At 67.6% G+C, this 23,765-nt stretch carries 22 protein-coding genes; 17 read left to right on the forward strand and 5 right to left on the reverse strand.

Annotated features, from left to right (window positions below; genetic code table 11):
• Positions 1-112 precede the first annotated feature (112 nt).
• Both ACU18_RS06090 and ACU18_RS06095 read right to left on the reverse strand, forming a co-directional pair.
• The gene (locus tag ACU18_RS06090; protein ID WP_050684643.1) at positions 113-1,732 is read right to left on the reverse strand and encodes a DUF349 domain-containing protein; all 1,620 of its coding nucleotides are present in this window, start codon (positions 1,730-1,732) and stop codon (positions 113-115) included.
• A 65-nt stretch (positions 1,733-1,797) separates the two neighbouring features.
• Positions 1,798-2,613, reverse strand: coding sequence for a peptidylprolyl isomerase (locus tag ACU18_RS06095; RefSeq protein ID WP_050684644.1), 816 nt, complete (start codon positions 2,611-2,613; stop codon positions 1,798-1,800).
• A gap of 227 nt (positions 2,614-2,840) precedes the next feature.
• Between ACU18_RS06095 and hisS the strand changes: the two genes are divergently transcribed.
• On the forward strand, positions 2,841-4,184 hold the full coding sequence (hisS, locus tag ACU18_RS06100) for a histidine--tRNA ligase (RefSeq protein ID WP_050684645.1): 1,344 nt from the start codon (positions 2,841-2,843) through the stop codon (positions 4,182-4,184).
• 28 nt (positions 4,185-4,212) lie between these two features.
• Here the strand turns inward: hisS and ACU18_RS06105 are convergent, their stop codons facing one another.
• The gene (locus ACU18_RS06105) at positions 4,213-5,454 is read right to left on the reverse strand and encodes an APC family permease (protein ID WP_050684646.1); all 1,242 of its coding nucleotides are present in this window, start codon (positions 5,452-5,454) and stop codon (positions 4,213-4,215) included.
• Positions 5,455-5,550: 96 nt separating this feature from the next.
• Here ACU18_RS06105 and aspS point away from each other — a divergent pair, with 96 nt between their 5' ends.
• Positions 5,551-7,347, forward strand: a complete 1,797-nt coding sequence (aspS, locus tag ACU18_RS06110; RefSeq protein WP_050684647.1) for an aspartate--tRNA ligase — start codon at positions 5,551-5,553, stop codon at positions 7,345-7,347.
• A gap of 136 nt (positions 7,348-7,483) precedes the next feature.
• Positions 7,484-8,230 (forward strand): GNAT family N-acetyltransferase, encoded by a 747-nt coding sequence (locus ACU18_RS06115; RefSeq protein ID WP_050684713.1) that lies wholly within the window; start codon positions 7,484-7,486, stop codon positions 8,228-8,230.
• Positions 8,231-8,249: 19 nt separating this feature from the next.
• Here the strand turns inward: ACU18_RS06115 and ACU18_RS06120 are convergent, their stop codons facing one another.
• Entirely contained in the window at positions 8,250-8,909 is a 660-nt protein-coding gene (locus tag ACU18_RS06120) for an acVLRF1 family peptidyl-tRNA hydrolase (protein ID WP_050684648.1), read from the reverse strand.
• Positions 8,910-8,971: 62 nt separating this feature from the next.
• Between ACU18_RS06120 and ACU18_RS06125 the strand changes: the two genes are divergently transcribed.
• From ACU18_RS06125 to nusB, 14 genes are all read left to right on the forward strand, one after another.
• Positions 8,972-10,372 (forward strand): replication-associated recombination protein A, encoded by a 1,401-nt coding sequence (locus ACU18_RS06125; protein WP_050684649.1) that lies wholly within the window; start codon positions 8,972-8,974, stop codon positions 10,370-10,372.
• A gap of 171 nt (positions 10,373-10,543) precedes the next feature.
• Positions 10,544-11,170 carry a 30S ribosomal protein S4 gene (gene rpsD, locus ACU18_RS06130; protein ID WP_050684650.1) on the forward strand — a complete coding sequence of 209 codons (627 nt, stop codon included), beginning with the start codon at positions 10,544-10,546 and terminating at the stop codon, positions 11,168-11,170.
• A 147-nt stretch (positions 11,171-11,317) separates the two neighbouring features.
• Positions 11,318-11,692, forward strand: coding sequence for a DUF948 domain-containing protein (locus tag ACU18_RS06135; protein WP_050684651.1), 375 nt, complete (start codon positions 11,318-11,320; stop codon positions 11,690-11,692).
• A 19-nt stretch (positions 11,693-11,711) separates the two neighbouring features.
• Positions 11,712-11,942 carry a DUF6167 family protein gene (locus ACU18_RS06140; RefSeq protein ID WP_231686015.1) on the forward strand — a complete coding sequence of 77 codons (231 nt, stop codon included), beginning with the start codon at positions 11,712-11,714 and terminating at the stop codon, positions 11,940-11,942.
• 123 nt (positions 11,943-12,065) lie between these two features.
• The gene (gene alaS / locus ACU18_RS06145) at positions 12,066-14,744 is read left to right on the forward strand and encodes an alanine--tRNA ligase (protein ID WP_050684652.1); all 2,679 of its coding nucleotides are present in this window, start codon (positions 12,066-12,068) and stop codon (positions 14,742-14,744) included.
• Between the two features lie 7 nt (positions 14,745-14,751).
• Positions 14,752-15,351, forward strand: a complete 600-nt coding sequence (ruvX, locus tag ACU18_RS06150; protein ID WP_050684653.1) for a Holliday junction resolvase RuvX — start codon at positions 14,752-14,754, stop codon at positions 15,349-15,351.
• A complete protein-coding gene (gene mltG, locus ACU18_RS06155) occupies positions 15,348-16,904 on the forward strand; it encodes an endolytic transglycosylase MltG (protein WP_050684654.1) in 1,557 nt (518 codons plus the stop codon). Before ruvX ends, mltG begins: the two co-directional genes overlap by 4 nt.
• Entirely contained in the window at positions 16,901-17,761 is an 861-nt protein-coding gene (locus tag ACU18_RS06160) for a shikimate dehydrogenase (RefSeq protein WP_050684655.1), read from the forward strand. The genes mltG and ACU18_RS06160 overlap by 4 nt, the downstream gene beginning before the upstream one ends.
• A gap of 23 nt (positions 17,762-17,784) precedes the next feature.
• Complete coding sequence (gene aroC, locus ACU18_RS06165; RefSeq protein ID WP_050684715.1) at positions 17,785-18,984, forward strand: chorismate synthase; 1,200 nt, start codon at positions 17,785-17,787, stop codon at positions 18,982-18,984.
• Complete coding sequence (locus ACU18_RS06170) at positions 18,984-19,553, forward strand: shikimate kinase (protein ID WP_050684656.1); 570 nt, start codon at positions 18,984-18,986, stop codon at positions 19,551-19,553. Before aroC ends, ACU18_RS06170 begins: the two co-directional genes overlap by 1 nt.
• Positions 19,550-20,641 (forward strand): 3-dehydroquinate synthase, encoded by a 1,092-nt coding sequence (aroB, locus tag ACU18_RS06175; RefSeq protein ID WP_050684657.1) that lies wholly within the window; start codon positions 19,550-19,552, stop codon positions 20,639-20,641. Before ACU18_RS06170 ends, aroB begins: the two co-directional genes overlap by 4 nt.
• A complete protein-coding gene (locus tag ACU18_RS06180; RefSeq protein WP_050684658.1) occupies positions 20,641-21,159 on the forward strand; it encodes a tetratricopeptide repeat protein in 519 nt (172 codons plus the stop codon). The genes aroB and ACU18_RS06180 overlap by 1 nt, the downstream gene beginning before the upstream one ends.
• Before the next feature lie 151 nt (positions 21,160-21,310).
• Positions 21,311-21,874: an elongation factor P gene (efp, locus tag ACU18_RS06185; RefSeq protein WP_050684659.1), complete on the forward strand. Its 564-nt coding sequence runs from the start codon at positions 21,311-21,313 to the stop codon at positions 21,872-21,874.
• Positions 21,874-22,284 (forward strand): transcription antitermination factor NusB, encoded by a 411-nt coding sequence (gene nusB, locus ACU18_RS06190; RefSeq protein WP_050684660.1) that lies wholly within the window; start codon positions 21,874-21,876, stop codon positions 22,282-22,284. The genes efp and nusB overlap by 1 nt, the downstream gene beginning before the upstream one ends.
• A gap of 64 nt (positions 22,285-22,348) precedes the next feature.
• On the opposite strand, the gene ACU18_RS06195 is transcribed toward nusB, so the two are convergent.
• Entirely contained in the window at positions 22,349-23,614 is a 1,266-nt protein-coding gene (locus tag ACU18_RS06195; protein WP_050684661.1) for a PrsW family intramembrane metalloprotease, read from the reverse strand.
• Positions 23,615-23,765 lie beyond the last annotated feature (151 nt).

Genomic DNA, 23,765 nt, shown 5'->3' on the forward strand with positions numbered 1-23,765 from the left:
CCCCGGCAGCGTTAACTGACACAGGCCCGGTCCCGGTCATGTGGATAACCGGGCCCGGACCTGTGGTCTGTTGGTGGCGCAGCAGTCAGCGCCGGAGATCCGCCACCGGGGGTCAGCTCAGTTCGCTGGCCGAGCGCTGGATCTGGTCAAGCCAGGCCTGGCGCGCCTCGAGGGCCTCCTGGGCTGCCTTGATTTTGCGCTGGTCGCCGGTCTTCTCGGCCTTGGCCAGGTCATCCTGCAGGCCCGCGATAGCGGATTCCAGCTGGGACAGGGCGCTGTTGGTGCGGGCCTTACGCTCCGGGTTGGAGCGCTGCCACTGCTCTTCCTCGGCGTGGCGCACTGCGTCCTCAACCTTGCGGAGACCGGCTTCGATGCGTCCCATATCGGCACGGGGCACCTTGCCGGCTTCTTCCCAGCGGTCCCGGACGGACTGCAGGGCCTTCTTCGCGGCGCCGAGGTCCTTGATCGGGAGGATGGCAGTGGCTTCGCTGAGCAGGGCTTCCTTGGCGGTGAGGTTGACCGAGTACTCCTGGTCGATCTCATCGTTGGCAGCCTGGCGTGAGGTGAAGAAGACGTCCTGGGCGGCACGGAACCGGGCCCACAGCGCGTCGTCGTCCTTGCGGCTGGCGCGCGGGGAAGCTTTCCACTGGTCCATCAGGCGGCGGTACTCGCCGGCTGCGTAACCCCAGTCGGTTGAGCCCGACAGTTCCTCGGCTTCGGCGATCAGCTTTTCCTTGGCGGACTTTGCCGCGGAGTTGTTGCTGTCCAGCTGCGAGAAGTAGGCCCGACGGTGCCTGTCGAACACCGTGCGGGCGGCACGGAACCGCTTCCACAGCTGGTCCTCATTGCTGCGGCCCAGGCGGACGCCGCTCTTCTGCGCGGTCTTCCAGCTTTCGAAGAGGTCGTTCATCCGGGCGGAGGAGGTCTTCCACTGCGTCTGCGCGGGGTCCTGGCCGGAAATCTGTTCGGCCTCGGCCACGATGGCTTCCCGGGCGGCGAGCTCGGCGGTGCGGACGGCGTCGTGCTCCGCCTTTTCTGTCTTCTCCAGCTCGGTGATCTGGCCCGCGAGGCTGTCCAGGCGGGCCTCTGCTGAGCGGAGGTCGCCCACCATGTTGCGCTCGGCAAGCTGCTCGCGCAAGTGCGTCACGGTCTTCTGCATGTCGGTGCTGGGGGCCTTGGAAGCCACCCGCTGCTCCAGCAGGACAACCTGGGCAAGGACATCGTCGAATTTGCGCGCGAAGTAGGCCAGGGCCTCGTCGTTGCTGACATCCGGGTACTGGCCCACGGGGTGTTCGCCGCCGTCGATGGTCAGGAATACGTGGCCGTCACCCTCAACGCGGCCCCACTTTGCGGCCTCGGCCAGTGAGGTTGCGGAAGGAGCCTGGACCGACGCGGCAGCCGGTGCGGCAGCAGCGGGCTTGGGCCGGGACGCAAAAGCGGCGGGCGACGGGGCAGCAGGCCGCGCGGCCGGTGCCGCGGGCGCTTCCGCTGGAGGGGCCTCCTCAGCGGGAGCCTCCTCAGCAGGAGCCTCCTCTGCGGGAGCGGCAGCCGCCGGGGTCTCCTCAGCAGGAGCCTCCTGAGCCGGAGCCTCCTCAGCAGGGGCGTCCGCAACGGGAGCCTCCTCAGCGGGAGCCGCAGTTGTGGTGGTTGCATCAGCGCCTGGGGCCTCGGCCACGGGGGCCTCCTCGGTCAGGTCTGTTGCTGTTTCGTCGGATTTCTGACTGTCTGTCACCGCTAAAAGTCTTTCGCTTGGAGGAAAATACTCACGTACTGCGCCCGGGCCGGAGGCCAGGGCGCCTACTTCAGAGAGAACGAGTCTATCGTGACTGGTTCCCGTGGCGAGCCGTCCGTGTCGCTGGTGACCGGCGTGATGCCTGCGGCCGCAAGATTGGCCACCGTTTCAAGGCCGGACGTCACCTTGCCCACCACCGTGTAGCCACCCGCAGTGTCCGCGGGAATTGCCGTGTCCTTGTACACAATGAAGAACTGCCGGCCGTTGCCGTAAGCGTTGTTCGCGCTCCTGGCCACGGCGATGCTGCCCGCCGGATAGACGTTGTCCGTGGGCGTGTTTTCCAGCGGACCCCACGTGAACGCGGCATCGGCGTTCCCGGTGCCGTCCGTTGAACCGCACTGCAGGAGCCCGAACGATTCGCCGGTGGTCAGGCGGTGGCAGCCTTTTCCGTTGTAGTAGCCCTCGGTGCTCAGCGCTGACAGGACGGCTGCGGCCTGCGGTGCCTTGGTGCCGTCAATCTCAACGCCCAGCGGGCTGCCGTTAAGCACCAGGTCACCCGTGAAGGTCTTCCCGGCGGCGGTGTCCGGAGCAGGGATATCGGGTCCGTTGGCGGTCTGGGCGGGGCTGGGGGTGGGTTCCGCGGACGCCGACGGGTTCGTCAGGCCGGCCTGCGCGGCCGCGTATTCGTCCTCGGTAGGGTTCCCGGAAAACGCGGTGAGCTGGAGGACGACGGCGAGGACCACGGCGGTGGCGCCGGCACCGGCGGCCACAAGGTTGTCGCGCTTGCGGCGGCCCTCCTGCACACGCCGGAGCTCACGTTTGGCTTCCATCTGCTGGATGCGCCGTTTGGTTTCGCGGGCGTTGCGGGAACTGGCCGCCAAGGGTCCTCCTCGTGAGTCGGGCTGCCGCACCGGAGCCTTCCGGCCCGTGATGCAGGGATGTGGCGGCCGGGCCGCACCGCCCGCCGCATTAGAGATGCACAAGGATGGCGCATAAACTGACTGCCGCACACAGTTTATGCATGACTGGCTGGACAGCCGCCCATAGCCGCCCGTTTCGGGCCGCATGGCGTGCCCGGCAGCCGTACACGATGAGGAGATCTTCCACCATGGCACGCAACGCCTCCCTGTCCGGATTCCCCGAGTGGCTTCCCGAGGAGCGGCTGGTGGAGCTGCATGTCCTGGACACGCTGCGCCGCGTTTTCGAACTGCACGGCTTCTCCTCGATCGAGACCCGGGCCGTGGAAACGGTGGGCCAGCTGCTGCGCAAGGGCGAAATCGACAAGGAAGTCTACGGACTGAGCCGGCTCCAGGACGACGAAGGCGACGCAAAAGGCAAAGCCGACCCACAGGCGCTGGCGCTGCACTTCGACCTCACCGTGCCTTTTGCCCGCTACGTGGTTGAGAACGCCGGCCACCTGGCTTTCCCGTTCCGGCGCTACCAGATCCAGAAGGTGTGGCGCGGCGAACGGCCCCAGGAAGGCCGTGCCCGCGAGTTCACCCAGGCGGACATCGACGTGGTGGGCGACGGCGAGCTGCCGTTCCGCTACGACGTGGAGATTGCCCTGGTCATCGCCGAAGCCCTCAGCGCCCTGCCCATCCCGGACTTCCGGCTCCGGATCAACAACCGCAAGCTGGCGGAGGGCTTCTACCGGGGGATCGGCCTTGACGATACCGCTGGAGTCCTGCGGAGCATCGACAAGCTGGAGAAAATCGGCGCCGACAAAGTGGCCGGCCTCCTCCAGTCCGAACTGGGCGCCACGGAGGGGCAGGCGCGGAAGGCGCTGCAGCTGGCCGGGATCCGCACCGAGGACACGTCCTTCGTGGCGCAGGTCAAGGCGCTGGGGGTCAGCAATGAGCTGTTGGATGAAGGCCTGAGCGAGCTGGAACAGGTCATCGAGGCGGCCGTCCAGCGCGCTCCCGGCAAGGTGGTGGCGGACCTGAGCATCGCCCGCGGCCTGGACTACTACACGGGCACCGTGGTGGAAACCGTCCTGGTGGGCCATGAACAGCTGGGCTCCATCTGCTCCGGCGGCCGGTACGACGCCCTGGCGTCCAAGGGCAACCGCAAGTTCCCCGGTGTAGGACTGTCCATCGGGGTCACGCGCCTCGTGTCCCGGATCCTCAGCCAGGACCTGGCCAAGGCCTCCCGTTCTGTCCCCACGGCCGTCCTGGTGGCACTCTCCCACGATGACAGCTGGGGCGCGGCGCAGGACGTTGCTGCCCAGCTGCGCAGCCGGGGGATCGCCACCGAAGTGGCGGCCAAAGCGGACAAGTTCGGCAAGCAGATCAAGTTCGCGGACCGCCGCGGCATCCCGTTCGTCTGGTTCACGGACGACGACGGCGCGCACCAGGTCAAGGACATCCGCACCGGCGAGCAGGTGCCGGCGGAGCCCGGAACGTGGGCGCCGCCCGCTGCCGACCTTTCCGTCCAGGTGAGCACCACGGCTTGATCCGCCGGCTTAAAGACACTCCACGGACTCAGCGGCGGCGCCGCAGGACCAGCCACCGGCCCGCCGCGCCCGCCGCCAGGACTGCCACCATGGCCAGCACCGGTGCCGGCGGGAGGGTCAGTGCCAGCCCGACGCAGGCCACTACGCCCACGGCATTAAGCCACCGCGGGGCGTACCTGGGATGCGCGGGAAGGGTGAACGCAGCGGCGTTGGCGACGGCGTAGTACACCAGCACCCCGAAACTGGAGAAGCCCACCACCGTCATCACGTCGCTGGTGAGCAGGAGCAGGATCACGACGGCGGCCACGCTGAGTTCGGCGGCCACCGGTACCGTCCGTTTGCCGCTTACCTTCGCCAGGAAGCGCGGCAGGTCGCCCGCACGGGCCATCGCCAGGCCCGTGCGGCCCACACCCGTAATGAGCGCCAGCAGCGCGCCCAGGCACGCGGCAGCAGCGCCTGCCTGCACGATCGGTGCGCCTCCGGCCAGGCCTGAGGCAAGCACGGCGTCCAGCAGGGGAGTGCTGGACGCTGCGAGCCGCCCGGCCGAAAGATGGTTCAGCAGCAGTACTGCCAGCAGCAGGTAGATGGCAAAGGCCCCGGCCAGGGCGGCCAGGATGGCGCGGGGGATGGTCCGGGCCGGATTTTTGACCTCCTCGCCCAAAGTGGCAATCCGGGCGTAACCGGCAAACGCAAAAAACATCAACCCCGCCGCTGGCAGCACACCCGCAGCCCCGCCGGCGATGTCCGGCGAAGCGGCAGCTGCCGGATGCGGACCGGCCACGGCGGCAACGGCCACAAATGCGAGGACCGCAAGAACCACACCGAGGAGGATGCGCGTCAGCAGCGCCGTGCGGGTGATGCCAAGGAGGTTCACGCCGGTGAGTGCCACCACCGCTGCCACGGCAACGGGGATGGCGTAGCCGCCGCCAACGTAGCTGCCGAACGTCAGGGCCATCGCCGCGCACGACGCCGTTTTTCCCGTCACAAAGCCCCAGCCGGCCAGGAACCCGGCCCACTCGCCCAGCTGCTTCCGACCGTAAACGTAGGTGCCGCCGCTGGTGGGATACCGGGCGGCCAAGGCAGCCGAAGCCACCGCATTGCAGTACGCCACGGCGCCGGCAATGGCCACCGCGGCGGGCAGCAGCGTTCCAGCCAGGGCGGCGGCCGGGCCAAACACCACAAACACGCCGGCGCCCAGCATCGAGCCGAGTCCGATCGCGGTGGCATCGGCGGTGGTGAGCCGCCGCTCAAGCTGCCGGTGTGCGTCCATGGGGTACGGGTGTCCTTCCAGCGGGTAAACTCGATCGGGATTGCTCCCGCAGCGATCCTATTGACTTCCCACTGTTTTCCCGCAGAAAGGCGTGCTGTGCTGCGCACACATGACCTCGGATCCCTTCGTTCCGAGCACATTGGACAAACCGTAACCCTGGCCGGCTGGGTGGGCCGCCGTCGTGACCACGGTGGTGTGGCCTTCGTGGATCTCCGCGATGCATCCGGCGTGGCCCAGGTTGTGGTCCGTGAAGAAGAAGTGTTCCACGGGCTGCGCAACGAGTACGTCCTGCAGGTCACCGGCACCGTCTCCAAGCGTCCCGACGGCAACGAAAACCCCGCGCTGGCCACCGGCACCGTCGAGGTCATCGCCGAGGACGTCACCATCCTCAACACCTCTGACCCGTTGCCGTTCCAGATCGATGAGCACGTCGAAGTGGGCGAGGAAGCGCGGCTGAAGCACCGCTACCTGGACCTGCGCCGCCCCGGCCCCGCCCGCAACCTGCGGCTCCGCTCCGAAGCCAACCGGGTGGCGCGCGACCTGCTCCACCAGGACGGCTTCGTTGAGATCGAGACGCCCACGCTGACGCGTTCGACGCCGGAAGGCGCCCGCGACTTTGTGGTTCCGGCACGCCTGGCGCCGGGTTCCTGGTACGCCCTGCCGCAGTCGCCGCAGCTTTTCAAACAGCTGCTGCAGGTGGGCGGCTTCGAGAAGTACTACCAGATCGCCCGCTGCTACCGCGATGAGGACTTCCGTGCGGACCGCCAGCCGGAATTCACCCAGCTGGACATCGAAGCCAGCTTCGTGGAGCAGGACGACATCATCGCCCTGGGCGAAGGCATCGTCAGCGCGCTGTGGAAGCTGATCGACGTGGAGATCCCCACGCCCATCCAGCGCATCACGTACCACGACGCCATGGCGCGGTTCGGATCGGACAAGCCGGACCTGCGTTTTGGTGTGGAGCTTACGGAACTCACCGAATTCTTCAAGGACACCAACTTCGGCGTCTTCAAGGCACCCTACGTGGGGGCCGTGGTGATGCCGGGCGGCGCCTCGCAGCCACGCCGCACCCTGGACGGCTGGCAGGAATTCGCCAAGCAGCGCGGCCACAAGGGCCTGGCGTACGTCCTGTTCAAGGAGGACGGCGAACTGGCCGGCCCCGTGGCCAAGAACCTCACGGCTGCCGAGCGCGAAGGCCTGGCCGGCGCCGTGGGCGCACAGCCCGGCGACTGCATCTTCTTCGCCGCTGGTGAGAAGTCAGCGGCCCGCGCCCTCCTGGGCGCTGCCCGCGTGGAGATCGGCCACCGCACCGGCCTGATCAACCCGGCCGACTGGGCCTTCTGCTGGGTGGTGGACGCGCCGATGTTTGAACCTGCCGCCGCCGCCGTCGCCTCCGGTGACGTGGCAGTGGGCGCCGGCAAGTGGACCGCCGTGCACCACGCGTTCACCTCGCCGAAGCCCGAGTTCCTGGCCACCTTCGACACCGACCCCGAGCCGGCACTGGCCTACGCCTACGACATCGTCTGCAACGGCAACGAAATCGGCGGCGGCTCCATCCGTATCCACCAGAGCGACGTCCAGGAACGTGTCTTCGAGGTCATGGGACTCTCGAAGGAAGACGCCCAGGAGAAGTTCGGCTTCCTGCTGGAGGGCTTTAAGTACGGCGCCCCGCCGCACGGCGGCATCGCCTTCGGCTGGGACCGCGTTGTGGCACTGCTCTCCGGTGTGGAGTCCATCCGCGATGTCATCGCCTTCCCCAAGACGGGCAACGGCTACGACCCGCTGACCGCCGCGCCGGCGCCCATCACGGCCCAGCAGCGCAAGGAAGCCGGCGTGGACTTCAAGCCCGAAGCCAAACCGGCCGGGGCCGCCAAGGCCACCGCAGCCAACTAGGCCCGCAACCCGGCGCACGGCGCTGCAGGAGGCTCCCCGCGCCAGCCGGGAGCCTCCTGCCGTTAACGAAGGAATACCAGTGACCACACCAGCCGCCGGAACCACGCCGGACCCCCTCGCCGGGCTGGAGGGCGCCATGGACGCCGCCTGGCCCGCGCCGGACCGGGAAAACGTTGGCAGCTGGGTCCTGCGGGCCGCCGACGGCGTCACGCAGCGGGCCAACTCCATCTGGCCCCGGCCGGAACCGGCCGGCAGCGACCCGGCCGTGCTCCTGCGGCAGGCCCGGGCCTGGTACCGCAGCCGGCGGCTGCCCGTCATCTTCCAGCTGATGGCAGGCCCGGCCGGCACGGCGCTCCATCAGTTCCTGGATACCGAGGGTTTTACCCGGCAGTCCGAAACCCTTGTTATGGCCCGGGGGCCCTGGCAAGCGGCCGCGGGCCCAGACCCCGAAGTCAACATCGCCGATGAACCGTCCGCGGAGTGGCTGCGGCTGTGGTGGCAGGTGGACGGCCGCGGCGGTGACGCCGCCATGGCGACAGCCCGCACCATCCTGACGGGCTGCCCCGCCCTGTACGCCCTGGTGCGCGATCCCGGCGGCCAGCCTGCCGCCGTCGGCCGCCTTGCCCTGCCTGCGCAGCAGCCCGGTTGGGGCGGGATCTACAGCATGGCCACCCACCCGGACGCCCGCCGCCGCGGGTACGCCAGCCAGGTCCTGGAGGCCCTGCTGGATGCCGGCGCTGCCCGCGGGCTGGACAACTACTGGTTGCTGGTGACGGCGGCCAACACCGGTGCGCAACAGCTCTACGCGGCAGCCGGTTTCGTCGAAACGGGGCGCTACGAGTACCGGCAGGAACGGCCGCAGCGGGCCCGGACCGGCTGCTGACCGGCTTCACGGAGACGGCCTACGCGGGTTCTGTCACCTGGATCCGGACGGAGCAGGCATCGGCCGCGGCTTTTTTCAGGACGGCGGCACGCGGTTCCGGCACATCCAGGTACGCCAACCTCGGCAAGGTGGCGTAGGGCCGGAGCGAGGGGTGGGCCAGGACCAGCTCCGCAAGGCTCCGGTCGCCGCCGGGAACCAGGTATTCAAAGCCGGCTGCGGCAAAGATGGGTTCCGCCTGGGCCGCCACGGCGTCCACCAGGGCATCCGCCTGGTTGGCGCGCCGCCGGGCGAAACGTTGCTGGGACTGGCCACCGGCGGCCGTCCGTGACTGGACGTACCGGGTGCCTGCCTTGGACGCCAGCAGCCGGCCCTCGGTGGCGACACCGGCCGCGTACCCGCCGCGGCGCACCAGCAGCAGCCCCAGCCGCCGCGGCTGGGCCGCCAGCGACGCGAGCCGTTCCAGCCCGTCGGAACCGCGGCCGGGCCTGCCGTCCACGGGCCATGGCGCCTGCAGCAGCGCTCCGGTGCCGTCCCCGGCGCGAAGCCGCAGCCCGTCGTCGTCATCATGGAGCCGGTAGCCGCCATGTGACGCGCCAAACCGTTCGGCCCAGCCCTGGAGCCGGTGGCCTGGGACAAAAGCGGTCCGGACGGACGGCTGGCCGGTGGCGGGGGACGGCATGGGGGAATCCTTTGGCGGCAGGGCGGCGAAAACGCACGGTGAACTGGAAGTAGCCTATCCATGTGGAAGATCTCTTTGGGCAAGGACCGGACAACGACGACGACGATGCCCCCGCCGCTGCACGGGGAACCGGCGCGAAGGCCTCGCCGCGCAGCCCACTCGCCGTACGGATGCGGCCAAAAAACCTGGACGAAGTGGTGGGCCAGCAGCACCTGCTGGGCTCCGGCTCACCCCTGCGCCAGCTTGCCGCCGGCGCCAACGCGGCCGGTCCCGCCGGGCCCAGTTCACTGATTCTCTGGGGCCCGCCCGGAACCGGAAAAACCACGCTGGCGCACGTGATCGCCCGCGGCCCGGGCCGGAAATTCGTTGAACTGTCCGCCATCACTGCCGGCGTCAAAGACGTGCGGCGGGTCATGGACGAGGCCCTCACCGCGCGGGACCTCTACAAAACCACCACCGTGCTGTTCCTGGACGAGATCCACCGGTTCAACAAGGCCCAACAGGACGCCCTCCTGCCGGGAGTGGAAAACCGGTGGGTGGTGCTGGTGGCCGCCACCACCGAAAACCCGTCCTTCTCCGTGGTGTCACCGCTGTTGTCCCGCTCCCTGCTGCTCACGCTGAAGCCGCTGACCGACGCGGACGTGGAGGGCCTCCTGGGCCGGGCCGTGGCAGACCACCGCGGCCTCGACGGCAAGGTGGAGCTGTCCCCGGACGCTCTGGCGCACCTGGTGCGGCTCTCCGGCGGGGATGCCCGCCGCGCGCTGACCGCCCTGGAAGCCGCCGCCGGTGTTGCCTTCGGCGACTCGGATGACGCCGGCGCCGGCATTATCGCCGTGGAACTGAAGCACACCGAGCGGGCGCTGGACGTGGCAGCCGTCCGCTACGACCGGGCGGGGGACCAGCACTACGACGTGGCCAGCGCCTTCATCAAATCCATCCGCGGCTCCGACGTCGACGCAGCCCTGCACTACCTGGCCCGCATGCTCGAGGCGGGGGAGGACCCCCGCTTTGTGGCCCGTCGGATTGTGATCTCCGCCGCGGAGGACGTTGGCATGGCGGATCCCACCGCGTTGCAGACCGCTGTGGCCGCAGCCCAGGCCGTCCAGCTGATCGGCATGCCGGAGGGTCGGATCATCCTGGCCGAAGCGGTGGTGCACCTGGCCACGGCCCCCAAGTCCAACGCCGCGTACATGGGCATCAACAAGGCCATCGCCGATGTCCGCGCCGGCCTGGGCATTGGCATCCCGGCGCACCTGCGCGACGCGCACTACCCCGGCTCGAAACAGCTGGGCCACGGCCAGGGATACAAGTACGCGCACGACGCCCCGCATGGCGTGGCCACCCAGCAGTATCCGCCCGATGACATCGTGGGCAAGGACTACTACCAGCCCACCGCCAACGGCGCCGAACGGGACATCGCCGTCCGGCTGGAGCGGCTGCGGAAGATTGTCAGGGGCAGGTAGGCCACATGCTAGGATTGATGTTTGTCTGGCAAGGTTCGGGCGCCCAATCACCGAAAAATTTTTTCGATCCGGTTGTGCCCTGCGCCCAGTAGCAAAAGGCAGCGGTTGGCCGATGCTCTCCATTATGGAGGCCAGTAACACTGACACACCGCAGATATTGGAAGGACACAAGTGGCTAACAACACTCGTGCTCGCCGTACCGCACGCCTGTCGCGTGCACTCGGCATCGCTCTGACCCCCAAGGCCGCCAAGTACATGGAGCGCCGTCCGTACGGCCCCGGTGAGCATGGCCGTGCCCGCAAGAAGCAGGACTCGGACTACGCCGTACGCCTCCGCGAAAAGCAGCGTCTGCGCGCCCAGTACGGCATCCGCGAAGCACAGATGACCCGTGCCTTCGAAGAAGCCCGCCGCACCAAGGGCCTGACCGGTGAGAACCTCATCGAGCTGCTCGAAATGCGTCTTGACGCCCTGGTCCTGCGTGCCGGCTTCGCCCGCACCATCGCCCAGGCCCGCCAGCTGGTTGTGCACCGCCACATCCTGGTTGACGGTATCCGCGTTGACCGCCCGTCGTTCCGCGTCGGCGAAGGCCAGCTCGTCCACGTCCACAGCCGCAGCGAGACCATGGTCCCGCTCCAGGTTGCAGCAGCCGGCGCACACCGCGACGTTCTGCCCAACGTTCCGGCTTACCTTGACGTCAAGCTCGAGGCACTCCAGGCCCGCCTGGTCCGTCGCCCCAAGCGCTCCGAGGTCCCCGTGACCTGCGAAGAGCAGCTCGTCGTCGAATTCTACGCACGCTAAATTCCAGCAGCGTATCCAAAGAAGCCCGTGGCAAGCGCCACGGGCTTCTTTGTATGTAAGGTACTTGGGGGACATCTGCAGGACGCGCAAGGCGCGGGCCCGCGGACGTCGAACCGAACCACAGAATTACAAGGAGTTGAATCGTTTATGTCTGGTGGCGATATTGCCGGCCTGATCGCTGCCGGGGTGTTTGCGCTCCTGGTGCTGCTGCTCGCGGTGCCCATCCTCAAGCTGGGGCGGGTGTTTGATGAGGTCCGTACCTCCATCCGGTCCCTGAGCGACGGGGCCACGCCCCTCATGGATGAGGTCACCGCCACGGTGTCCACCACCAACCAACAGCTGAAGAAGGTGGATGGCATCTCGTCCAACGTCTCGGACGCCACCGCCAACCTTTCGGCATTGTCCTCCCTGGTGGCAGCAACCGTCGGTTCGCCGCTGATCAAGGTGGCCGCCTTCAGTTACGGCGTGCGCACCGCGCTGGCCAACCGCCGGAAACCCGCCGCCGGCCGCCGCAGCCGCTGAGTTCCGGAAAGGACATCACATGAAACGACTTGTCTGGATGGGAATCGGCGTGGCCATCGGCGTCATCGCGTTCCGCAAAGTAACCGAAGCCCAGGCCACGCTGGGCCCGGAGGGCCTCAACCGGGCCGTTGGACGGCTGGCGGACGGGGTCTACGACTTCGCCGACACCGTCCGCGCCGGTATGCGCGAACGGGAAACCGACCTCCGCGCCGCGCTCGGCATCGAATCGGCGGAGGTGGCACGCCGCTGAGCCGCGGCGCCCACGCTTTCCACCCGCAATGAACCGGCAGCGACCACCCGAAACGTCCCTGCCGCACAACGAATTTCCTCCGCGCCAACAGCCGCGCGGACCAAGAAGGGTATAAAACAGCTCATGAAGTCGCAGGAGATCACGAAGCGCTGGGTGGACTTTTTTGTCAGCAAGGGCCACACCGCGGTGCCGTCCGCCTCGCTGGTTTCCAGCGATCCCTCGCTGCTGTTCACGGTGGCCGGCATGGTGCCGTTCATCCCGTACCTGACGGCCCGCGAAGAGGCCCCCTACGCCCGCGCCACCAGCGTGCAGAAATGCATCCGCACCGGCGACATCGAGGAAGTGGGCAAGACCGCCCGGCACGGCACCTTCTTCCAGATGTGCGGCAACTTCTCCTTCGGCGACTACTTCAAGGAAGACGCCATCAGGTACGCCTGGGAGCTGCTCACCACCAGCGTGGCCGACGGCGGCTACGGCCTGCCGCCCGAGCGCCTTTGGGTGACGGTTTATGAGGAAGACGATGAAGCCAAGGAACTGTGGCTGAAGAACACCGGAGTTCCGGCGGAACGCATCCAGAAGATGGGCAAAGCCGACAACTACTGGAACACCGGCCAGCCGGGCCCGGCCGGCCCCTGCTCCGAAATCTACTACGACCGTGGGCCTGCCTACGGCATCGAGGGCGGCCCGCTCGCTGACGAGACCCGGTACATTGAAATCTGGAACCTCGTGTTTATGCAGTACCAGATCGACAACGTCCGCTCCAAGGACGACTTCGACATCGTCGGTGAGCTGCCCAAGAAGAACATCGACACCGGCCTGGGCATGGAGCGGCTGGCCATGATCCTCCAGGGTGTCGAAAACATGTACGAGACCGACCAGGTCCGTCCCGTGATCGACAAGGCCGCCGAGCTCTCCGGCAGGGAATATACCTCCGCCGAAACCCCGGATGACCCCCACCACACGGACGATGTCCGGATGCGCGTTGTTGGCGACCACATCCGGTCCGCCCTGATGCTGATTTCGGACGGCGTCACCCCCTCCAACGAAGGCCGCGGCTACGTCCTGCGCCGGCTCATCCGCCGCGCCGTCAGGTCCATGCGCCTCCTCGGCGTTGAAGCGGCCTGCCTGCCCAGCCTGCTGCCGGCCTCCCGGGACGCCATGAAGGGTGTCTACCCCGTGGTGGACACCGACTTCGCCCGGATCAGCCGGATCGCCTACGCCGAAGAAAAGGCCTTCCTGCGCACCATCGCCTCCGGAACGGCCCGGCTGGAGGATGCCGTCAAGGAATCCAAGGCCGCCAACACGCAGCTCTCCGGCGCGGACGCCTTCGCCCTGCACGACACCTATGGCTTCCCCATCGACCTCACCCTGGAAATGGCCGAAGAGGCCGGACTCAAGGTGGACGAGCCCGCCTTCCGGGCCCTGATGCTGGAACAGCGCCAGCGCGCCCAGGCCGACGCCAAGGGCAAAAAGGGCGGCCACGCCGACCTCAGCGCCTTCCAGGAGATCCTCACCCAGGGCGAGACGGTCTTCACCGGCTACACCGAGCTCGACGGCGAATCCCGGGTCCGCGGCCTGCTCGCCGCAGGGCGCCCGGTTCAGCAGGCTTCCACGGGCGATGAGATCGAACTGGTCCTGGCCGAGACGCCGTTCTACGCCGAGGCCGGCGGCCAGTCAGCCGACACGGGCCTCATCACCGGCGACGGGTTCGTCGTTGAGGTCCTGGACGTCCAGCGCCCACTGAAGGGCCTCAGCGTCCACAAGGCAATCGTCCGCGAGGGCGAAATCGGTGCGGACTCGCTGGTCCGTGCAGCCGTGGACCGTGAACGCCGGCACGCCGCCGAGCAGGCACACACCGGCACGCACATCGTGCACGCCGCGCTGCACCAGATCCTCGGCCCGGAAGCCACCCAGCGAGGCTCCTTCAACAAGGCCGGCTACCTTCGCTTCGACTTCGCCTGGGGCGAAGGCCTGAGCACCGCCACAAGGTCCGAGATCGAAGAGGTTTCCAACCTGGCGATCCGCAACAACTACGCGGTCCGGACCAACGTCATGGGCCTCGCCGAAGCCAAGGCGCTCGGCGCCATGGCACTGTTCGGCGAGAACTACGGCAGCGAAGTACGGGTTGTGGAGATCGATGGCGCCTGGTCCCGTGAGCTTTGCGGCGGCACCCACGTTGCCAACACCTCGCTGATCGGCAGCCTGTCGCTCCTGGGCGAGCAATCCGTTGGTTCAGGAAACCGCCGCGTCGAGGCGTTTGTGGGCATGGAGGCCTTCCGGCACCTCGCCGCGGAACGCGCCCTGGTGACGGAGCTGACCGACCTGCTGAAGGTCCCGTCGGGCCAACTGGCCGACCGGATCGCCACAACACTGGCGAAGCTCAAGGCGACCGAGAAGGAACTGGACCGCCTCCGCAAGGAGCAACTGGCAGCCGCGGCAGGCCAGCTCGTCAGCAGTGCCCGCGACGCCGGTGGCGTCAGCGTTGTGGCCCACGACGCCGGCACTGTCAGCGGCGCGGACGACCTCCGGGGCCTGGCCCTGGACCTGCGGACCCGGCTCGGATCCGCGGCAGCCGCCGTGGCCGTCGCCGGTGTTGCCAACGGGCGGCCGGTCATCCTGGTTGCCACCAACGAAGCTGCCCGGGAAGCCGGCGTTAAGGCCGGTGCCCTGGTCCGGCTCGCCGCCGGGATCCTTGGCGGCGGCGGTGGCGGCAAGGACGACGTCGCCCAGGGCGGCGGCACGGACGCAGCCAAGGTTGGCGAGGCCCTGGCCGCGGTGACCGACTCGATCGCGCGGCGATAACCGCTTCATGGACAATCCTGCAACATCCGGCGGCTACCCCCAGGGCGTGAAACTGGGGGTGGACGTTGGTACCGTGCGGGTGGGGATTGCCATCTGCGACCGTGACTCCATCCTGGCTACGCCGTACAAAACGCTGGACCGCAACGCGAAAAAGAACTCCGACATCAGGGTCATCGCCAACCTGGTGGCCGAACTGGGCGCCGTGCAGGTCATTGTGGGGCTGCCGCGCACCATGAAGGGCGAGGAACACGCGTCCGCACGGATGGCCACCGACTATGCCCTGCTGCTCGCCACAGAGCTGTCGAACCGGTCGCTGGACGTGCCGGTGACGCTCGTGGATGAGCGGCTCAGCAGCGTTTCGGCGCACCGGAGCCTGCGCGAAGCTGGCATGAGCAGCCGGGATCACCGTAAAGTAGTGGATCAGGTCGCTGCTGCGGGCATACTCCAGCACGCCATAGACATGCAAAAAGCCAGGGGAACGGATGTCGGCTCACGTGTGAGCGCTCCTTCCCTTTCCGTGGACTTGGGGGTCAGCGGGGCTGGGGAGCCATTCCCTGCTCCGCCGGGAAACGCGGCCCGATCTTCAGATAATGGAAGGCAACAGTGAGTCCTGCCAACAGTGACGATGCTTCCGGTGCCCACGATGCCGGCGCGGCCCGGCCGCTGACCCGCAAGGAAATCCGGGAACGCGAGAAGCACCTCAACGACGGCCCCGGCCCGGAGCTGCAAGAGGGCGCCGGCCCCGCCGTTCCGCCGCAACCCTCAGCGCCGCCCGCAACGGCAGGCATTCCCGCCGTTCCCGACGCGCTGCCTTCCATCCAGGATGCGCACCATGACGACGCCGCCCACTCGGACCAGTACGGCCAGCCCGACCCGGCCTACGCGGACCCGGCCGACCGGGAACCCGCGTACGCCGTGCATCACCAACAGCAGGCAGATGCGCACCCGGACGGCACATACGACGACGGCGCGCACCACGGTGCCGGCAGCCAACACAGCGGGGACCACCACGATGCCCACCACCTTGCTGATGCCCAGCACGCTGACGAGCACCACGAATTGCTGCCCGGTTCGGCGGCGGTCCAGGTAGTGGCGAAGCCCTCCCGGAAGGTCCGGCGGCGGCGCCGCTTCCTCGCCCTGTTGATCACCCTCGCCGTTTTTGTGGCGGCCGTGGCCGTCGGTGCCCAATTCCTCAAACCCCTCCTGGGCAGCGACCAGGCCGCCGACTTCCCGGGCCCGGGAAGTGGTGAGGTGCAGGTGACAGTGGACAACGGCGAAGGCACCCGCTCGGTGGCTGCGGATCTTGAAAGCAAGCGCGTGGTGGCCAACGCCGACACCTTCCTGCAGGCGTTCGCAGCCTCCGGGGGAGTCCTTGCCCCTGGGGACTACACCTTCAAGGCTGAAATGAAGAACACCGACGCCGTGGACGTGCTGCTCGGAAAGAGCCAGGCGAAGGTCATCTACATCGCCCTGAGCGCCGGGCTGCGCGTCGGCGAATCGCTGCAGGCAATCGCCGACGGCTCCGGCGTCACCGTCCAGCAACTCCAGGCTTTCAACAATGCGCCGGCCCAGTTCGGGCTGCCGGCCACGGCGAAAAACCTCGAAGGATACCTGGCACCGGGCGAGTACCGGTTCCCCCTGGGCACCCCGGCCAAGGAGATCCTGCAGAAACTTGTCAGCACCACCGTTGACGAGCTTAAATCCCAGGGCATCACCGACCCCGCCAAGCAATACGAAGCCGTGACGGTGGCCAGCATCGTCCAGGCTGAAGGCGGCCAGGCCGAGTACGGCGATGTGGCCGGTGCCATCTACAACAGGCTCAAGCCCAACGACCAGACCGGCGGCTTCCTCCAGGTCGACTCCGCCGTCACGTACGGGCTGGGCACCAAGAGCTTCAACTTCACCGATGAAGAGCGCAAGGACAAGTCCAACCTGTACAACACCTACGCCAACCCCGGCCTTCCGCCGGGCCCCATCGGCTCGCCGGGCAAAACAGCCATCGACGCGGCGGCCAAGCCGAAGGCGAACGACTACCTGTACTGGGTCACCGTCAACCTCGATACCAAGGAGACCAAGTTCTCCCGGACGCTGGCTGAGCACAACGTGTTTGTGGAGCAGTACAACACCTGGTGCATGGCCAACGCGGGACGTTGCACATGAGCCTAAGGGCTGCCGTCCTGGGCCACCCGATCAGCCATTCGAAATCACCGGCGCTGCACCTTGCCGCGTACGCCAAGCTCGGCGTGGAGATCGGCTACACGGCCATCGACGTCACCGAGGAACTCCTGCCGGCGCTAATGCGCCAGGTCCGCGGGCAGGCCGGCTGGTGCGGGCTCTCCGTGACCATGCCGCTGAAAACCGCCATGCTGCGGCAGGTGGACCAGGTCCGGGGCGTTGCGCAGACCCTCGGCGTGGTGAACACCGTCTCCTTCGAGGTCCATGCTGGCGGATTCCGGACCGTCGGGTCCAACACCGACGTGGCCGGAATCGTCAACGCGCTGCGGTATGCCGGCGCCGGCGCCACGCCGGCTGGCGTGGTGCTGGGCGGCGGCGGTACGGCCGCCGCCGCCGTGGCTGCACTGCGGGATCTTGGCGCAGCAACCGTGACGGTCATCGTCCGCGACCCCGCCCGGACCGCTGAGGTGCGCGCCGCCGCGGACAGCCTGGGCGTGGCCTTGGATATCCGTGACATGGCCGGCGCCGCTTCCGTCCTGGCTGCTGCCGACGTCGTAATTTCCACCCTGCCGCCCCGCGCCGCGGACGGGCTGGCTGCGCAGGTCGCTGCCCTGAAAACCGCCACCCCGGGCGTTTTGCTGGATGTGGCCTACGACCCATGGCCCAGTCTCCTGGCATCCGTTTGGGAGACCGGCGGCGGTGCCGTGGTGCCCGGGCTGGAGATGCTCCTGTACCAGGCGGTGGAGCAGGTCCGCCTGTTCACCGGCCGGGGTGCGGACGTTAATGGAGCTGTCATAGATGTGATGTGTGACGCAGTCGGCCTTGCCCGACGGGCGTTCTAACCGCCCTACGTGGCAGGATGGAAATTATGCGTTGGTTGACTGCCGGTGAATCCCATGGCCCGGCTCTGATGGGAATTATTGAAGGCGTCCCCGCCGGTGTGGAAATCACCAGCGGGCACATCGCGGACTCTTTGGCACGCCGCCGCCTGGGCTACGGGCGCGGCGCGCGGATGAAGTTTGAGCAGGATGTTGTCACCATTCTTGGTGGCGTCCGGCACGGCCTCACCCAGGGCGGCCCGGTGGCCATCCAGGTGGCCAACACCGAGTGGCCCAAATGGGAACAGATCATGGCCTCCGACCCCGTTGCGCCCGAAATCCTCGCCGACCAGGCCCGGAACGCGCCCCTGACCCGGCCGCGGCCCGGCCACGCCGACTTCACCGGCATGCAGAAGTACGGCTTCGACGAGGCCCGTCCCGTGCTGGAACGGGCCAGCGCCCGCGAAACCGCCACCCGCGTGGCCATGGGTGCCGTTGCCGGTTCGTTCCTCAAGCACCTGGGCATCGAACTGGTCAGCCATACCGTCTCCATTGCCAGCGTCACCGTGCCCGAAGGCCGGCCGCTGCCCGTTCCCCGGGACGTCATCGCCCTGGACGCGGACCCGCTGCGGTGCTTTGACCGGGAAACTTCCGACGCCATGGTGGCCGAAGTGGACGCGGCGCACAAGGAAGGCGAAACACTCGGCGGCGTTGTCGAGGTCCTCGCCTACGGGCTCCCGCCGGGACTTGGCAGCTACGTGCACTGGGACCGGCGGCTGGATTCCCGGCTCGCCGCGGCGCTGATGGGCATCCAGGCCATCAAGGGCGTCGAAGTGGGTGACGGTTTCCTGACCGCCGCCCGCCGCGGTTCCGCCGCGCACGACGAGATTGTCCGCGACTCCGACGGCCGGATCAGCCGCACCAGCAACCGCGCAGGCGGCATCGAAGGCGGCATGAGCATCGGCGACGTACTGCGGGTCCGCGCCGCGATGAAGCCCATCGCCACGGTGCCCCGGGCGCTGAAAACCATCGACGTCAGCACCGGCGAGGCCGCCAAGGCCCACCACCAGCGATCGGACGTCTGTGCCGTCCCCGCTGCCGGGGTTGTGGCCGAGGCCATGGTGGCCCTGGTCCTGGCAGAGGCAGTCATCGAGAAGTTCGGTGGCGACTCCGTGGCGGAAACCGCACGGAACATCAAGGGTTACCTGGACAATATTCCGGCAGCCCTGGACTCGATCGGCCACTAGTGCAGCACCGCAGCCACTCCGGTCCTGCGGACCAGCGGCCAATCGTCCTGATCGGCCCCATGGCCGTGGGCAAGTCCGCCATCGGCCACCAGCTTGCCCAGCAGCTCGGTGCCCCGTTTGTGGACACGGACGCCGTTATTGTGGCCGGCCACGGCAGCATCGCGGACATTTTCGCCTGCCGCGGCGAACACGCCTTCCGTGAAATCGAGGCGCGCACTGTGGCCGGTGTAGTGGATGCAGCCGCCGGGACGGGCACCGTCATCTCCCTGGGTGGGGGAGCGGTCCTTGACTCCGGCACCCAGCAGGTCATCGGCAACTGCACGGTGGTGTACCTCGAATGCGACGCGTCCACCGTCGCCGGCCGGATCGCCAGGAATTCCAGCCGGCCGTTGCTGGCAGGCGACGCCATGGGCCGCTGGACCACCATGTTTGCCACCCGCCAGCCCGTCTATGAACGGCTGGCTGACATCACCCTGGACGTGCGGCACGGCTCGGTTTCCGAGCTTGGCGGACGGCTGGAAGCAGCACTGCGGAGCTACGCAGCTGCCCGACAGGAAGTTGAGAAGTGAGCACCGAATCAACAGTCATCAAAGTCACCGGCGACGCCGCTGCCAGCAACTACGACGTGGTGGTGGGACGCGGCCTGCTCGGTGAACTGCCGGCGTTGCTCGGTGAACGGGTCCGGCGGGTACTGGTGATCCATCCGCGCGCGCTCCGCCTCACCGGCGATACCGTCCGCGATGAGCTGGCGGCCGCCGGGTTCACTTCCCTGACCGCCGAAATCCCCGACGCGGAAGAAGGCAAACACATCCAGGTGGCCGCGTTCTGCTGGCAGGTCCTGGGCCAGAACGACTTCACCCGCTCCGACGCGATTGTGGCAGTGGGCGGCGGAGCCGTGACGGACCTGGCCGGTTTTGTGGCCGCCACCTGGCTGCGCGGGGTCAAGGTCATCCACATGCCCACCAGCCTGCTGGGCATGGTGGACGCGTCCGTGGGCGGCAAAACGGGCATTAATACGGCCGAAGGAAAAAACCTGGTGGGCTCCTTCCACCCGCCCGCCGGTGTCCTGGTTGACCTGGACACGCTGGCCACACTGCCTAAAAACGAAATCATCTCGGGCCTGGCCGAGGTCATCAAGTGCGGGTTCATCGCCGACCCCGCCATCCTGGACCTGCTGGAAAAGGACGCCGCCGCCGTGGTGGACCCGCAGTCTGCGGTGCTCCGCGAACTGATCGAACGGGCCATCTCCGTCAAGGCCAAGGTGGTCTCCGAGGACCTCAAGGAAGCCGGCCTGCGGGAATACCTGAACTACGGCCACACCTTGGGCCACGCGATCGAACTGGTGGAACGCTACTCCTGGCGGCACGGCGCCGCGGTCTCCGTCGGCATGATGTTCGCCGCTGAACTTGCCCGCAGTGTGGGCCGGCTCAGCGACGTCGACGCCGACAGGCACCGGAGCATCCTGGAAGGGCTGGGGCTGCCCGTCACCTACCGGCGGGACCGCTGGCAGGGCCTGCTGGACGGCATGCGCCGGGACAAGAAGTCCCGCGGTGACCTGCTGCGGTTCGTAGTGCTCGACGGCGTCGCCAAACCAGGGATCCTGGACGTTCCGGACACGTCCCTGTTGTTCGCCGCCTACCAGGAAATAGCTTCCTGATGCAGGGCGACCTGGCAGGAACGGCCGACTGGCCCGAAGCCGGCTTCCCCGGCGTCAGGATCAACCCCGAAACCCTGCTGCCGCAGGTGATCAACCCTGAGACGTGCCGTGCGGCCCTGGAAGCGTCGGTGGATCCCGCGGACGCCATTTTTGTCCTGCTGGTGGAAGGACACTCGTCCGAGGCCGCCGAGCTTTTGGCTGACGCCCGCTTCCGCGACCCTGAGTCCTTCAAGCTCCGGGCGTTCGAAGCCGAGGTGCTGCGGGTCTCCAACCGCCTGGACGTGGCCGTGGACCTGTTCCGGCAGCTCCTGGCGGAGGTGCAGGGCACCCCCCGGGAAGCCATGGCGCTGCAGTTCCTGGGCAAAACCCAATACACCGCCGGGCAGACCTCAGCCGCCGTCGAGTCCTTCGCCCGGGCCCTTGACCTCCGCGTCGCCGCATCCGCTGATGCCGCCCTGATCTACTCCTCCACCGTGGCGCTCCGACGGGCCCGCGACGTCCTGGATCTGGCCTGCTGAGGGCCGGTCGCGGGACCGGACGGCAGGACCGGTCCAATTACCGGTAGAATGGTTCTTGGATTTTTGACAAACACGCGCCGGCAAGCCGTTTGGCGTGCCCGCCCGGCATACAGCGTCTGCACGCAACCCGATACGGAAACCTGAGGAAACAGTGGCAACCACTAACGACATCAAGAACGGTACGGTCCTGAAGCTTGAGGGCCAGCTCTGGAACATCATTGAATTCCAGCACGTCAAGCCCGGCAAGGGTGGCGCCTTCGTCCGCACCAAGATGCGCAACGTGATGTCCGGCAAGGTTGTCGACAAGACGTTCAACGCCGGGCTCAAGATCGAGACCGCCACCGTTGACCGCCGCGACTACCAGTACCTGTACCAGGACGGTGCGGACTACGTGTTTATGGACACCTCGGACTACGACCAGATCACCGTGTCCGCCGCCACCGTAGGCGACGCCACCAACTTCATGCTTGAGAACCAGATGGTCAACATCGCGATCCACGAAGGCAACCCGCTCTACATCGAGCTGCCGCCCAGCGTTGTACTCGAAATCACCTACACCGAACCGGGCCTGCAGGGCGACCGTTCGTCCGCCGGTACCAAGCCGGCCACCCTGGAAACCGGCTACGAGATCCAGGTCCCGCTCTTCGTGGAGAACAACACCAAGGTCAAGGTGGACACCCGTGATGGCAGCTACCTCGGCCGGGTTTCCGAGTAGTGAGCGCACGCGGTAAAGCCCGGACCAAGGCGCTGGACGTACTTTTTGAGGCCGAGCAGCGTTCAGTGTCTGCCTTTGATGTCCTCCGCGCCCGTCGGGAAAAGACTGACCAGATCATCAACCCTTACACCCTGGAAATCGTTGAGGGTGTGGTCTCCCAGCAGCCCACCATCGACGAGTTCCTCGAAACGTACTCCCAGGGTTGGACGCTGGAGCGGATGCCCTCGGTTGACCGCATCATCCTGCGGATCGGCACCTGGGAACTGCTCTACAACGACGACGTCCCCGACGGTGTTGCGGTCAGCGAAGCAGTAGCGCTGGCCAAGACGCTGTCCACTGACGAGTCGCCGCAGTTCATCAACGGCCTCCTGGGCCGGCTGCAGCAGTTGAAACCCTCACTGCTGGCCTAACCCGGGCCATCTACTGGTTACGGAAGGCCCCGCTCCTCTGAGCGGGGCCTTTTGTGCATCCGGCTCAGCCCGCCACGGAGGCCCGGAGCGCCAGGACCCGTTGCAGCTGCTGCCGCTCCTCCGCCTGGTGCAGCGGGACGTCCCTGCCGCTGAGGATGCGCTGGCGGATGTTGGCCAACCGGGTGGCGGCTCTGATGAAGTCCTTCATCTGCCGTTTCCGGCCGTAGCCTGCCGCCCATGCCAGGGCCGCCCGGCGGCCGGCCAGGGTGGCCAGCAACTGCACCTCCTGGGCAGTGAACCAGCCGGCAGCCGAATACTCCAGCAGCCGCTGCCGGGTCAGCCGCTTCTCGGCAACGCGCAGCAGGATGATGCCGGCCACGGCGAGCAGGAAGATGGGCACCTGGACCAGCGCGTAATCAAGCAGGAAGCCCTGGCCCATGCTGTTCCAGCGGTTGTGCAGGAGCATGGCCGGGAGCAGCCCCACAAAAAACGCGGCCACCGAGGCGCCGGCATGCCAGCGCCGGGCTGCGAAGCCCATGACCAGGCCGGTGGTGCCGGTGAATAAGGCATGCGCAAAAGGCGACATGATGCCCCGGAGGAAAAACACCTGGGCAAAGTCGCCCGCGGGGTCCGTGGATTCCGCGATGGCCCGGCCGAAATACAGGATGTTTTCCGTAAAAGCGAAGCCACCCGCGATGGTGAAGGCAAACACCACCCCGTCCACCGGTCCGTCAAAATGGCGGCGCGCCAGCAGCAGGATGACCAGCAGACCCAGCGATTTGGCGAACTCCTCCACAATGGGCGCCTGGACCGTGGCCAGGTAGGTCCGCAGGTCCGGCTCGTCGGAGAACTGGAACGTCACCACAAACAGCGGCTGGATCAGCAGGGTCACGGCGATGGACACTGCCGCGCCCCAGGTGAAGGCGAAAAACAACAGCCGCTTGGGCTCCGGTTCCCATTTGTCGATCGCCTGGACAGCCAGCAGCACAATGGACAACGGAACCAACGAGGCCACGAAGCCGATCACCAGCCCGCCGGGCCCGGTATTGGCGAACAGGAACGGCACCACAAGGAACAGGCTCAGGAACGCCAGGACACTGCCGCCAATGGTCAGCCCAAGCAACCCGCCACGCCTCCCCGGTGAGCGCTGCAGGGAGTCCTGCGCCGGGCCCGGCATCACGGGGGCCAGCGCCCTGCCCTGGTGGCCGGGCGCCGGGCGGTAGTCCTGCTGCCGGACCTGGCCCATCCAGCTGGGATTGGCCTGGGCGGGAAACGGCCGGCCGGGGCCGGCGGAAGGGTCACCGGATGGCTGGTGCGGGGGCATCGACATAACGGCCAGCCTAGGCGGGCCCGGCCATGGCTCCAAGGACCCCGGCCCGGCACCCGCGGATGTGACCAGCGCCGCCCGTCACAGGCCGGATTACCGGCCGCCCGTATGGTAATTTTGAACCGCACATGATCCTTTTTTAATTCCGTCCAGT

The sequence above is a fragment of the Arthrobacter sp. ZBG10 genome (genome assembly GCF_001238605.1).
GTDB lineage: Bacteria > Actinomycetota > Actinomycetes > Actinomycetales > Micrococcaceae > Arthrobacter.

Coding starts and splice junctions, on each gene's coding strand:
- hisS (WP_050684645.1), top strand. CDS start 2,841: ATGGCACGCAACGCCTCCCTGTCCGGATTCCCCGAGTGGCTTCCCGAG.
- ACU18_RS06105 (WP_050684646.1), bottom strand. CDS start 5,454: ATGGACGCACACCGGCAGCTTGAGCGGCGGCTCACCACCGCCGATGCC.
- ACU18_RS06115 (WP_050684713.1), top strand. CDS start 7,484: ATGGACGCCGCCTGGCCCGCGCCGGACCGGGAAAACGTTGGCAGCTGG.
- ACU18_RS06120 (WP_050684648.1), bottom strand. CDS start 8,909: ATGCCGTCCCCCGCCACCGGCCAGCCGTCCGTCCGGACCGCTTTTGTC.
- ACU18_RS06135 (WP_050684651.1), top strand. CDS start 11,318: ATGTCTGGTGGCGATATTGCCGGCCTGATCGCTGCCGGGGTGTTTGCG.
- ACU18_RS06140 (WP_231686015.1), top strand. CDS start 11,712: ATGAAACGACTTGTCTGGATGGGAATCGGCGTGGCCATCGGCGTCATC.
- alaS (WP_050684652.1), top strand. CDS start 12,066: ATGAAGTCGCAGGAGATCACGAAGCGCTGGGTGGACTTTTTTGTCAGC.
- ruvX (WP_050684653.1), top strand. CDS start 14,752: ATGGACAATCCTGCAACATCCGGCGGCTACCCCCAGGGCGTGAAACTG.
- ACU18_RS06160 (WP_050684655.1), top strand. CDS start 16,901: ATGAGCCTAAGGGCTGCCGTCCTGGGCCACCCGATCAGCCATTCGAAA.
- ACU18_RS06180 (WP_050684658.1), top strand. CDS start 20,641: ATGCAGGGCGACCTGGCAGGAACGGCCGACTGGCCCGAAGCCGGCTTC.
- ACU18_RS06195 (WP_050684661.1), bottom strand. CDS start 23,614: ATGTCGATGCCCCCGCACCAGCCATCCGGTGACCCTTCCGCCGGCCCC.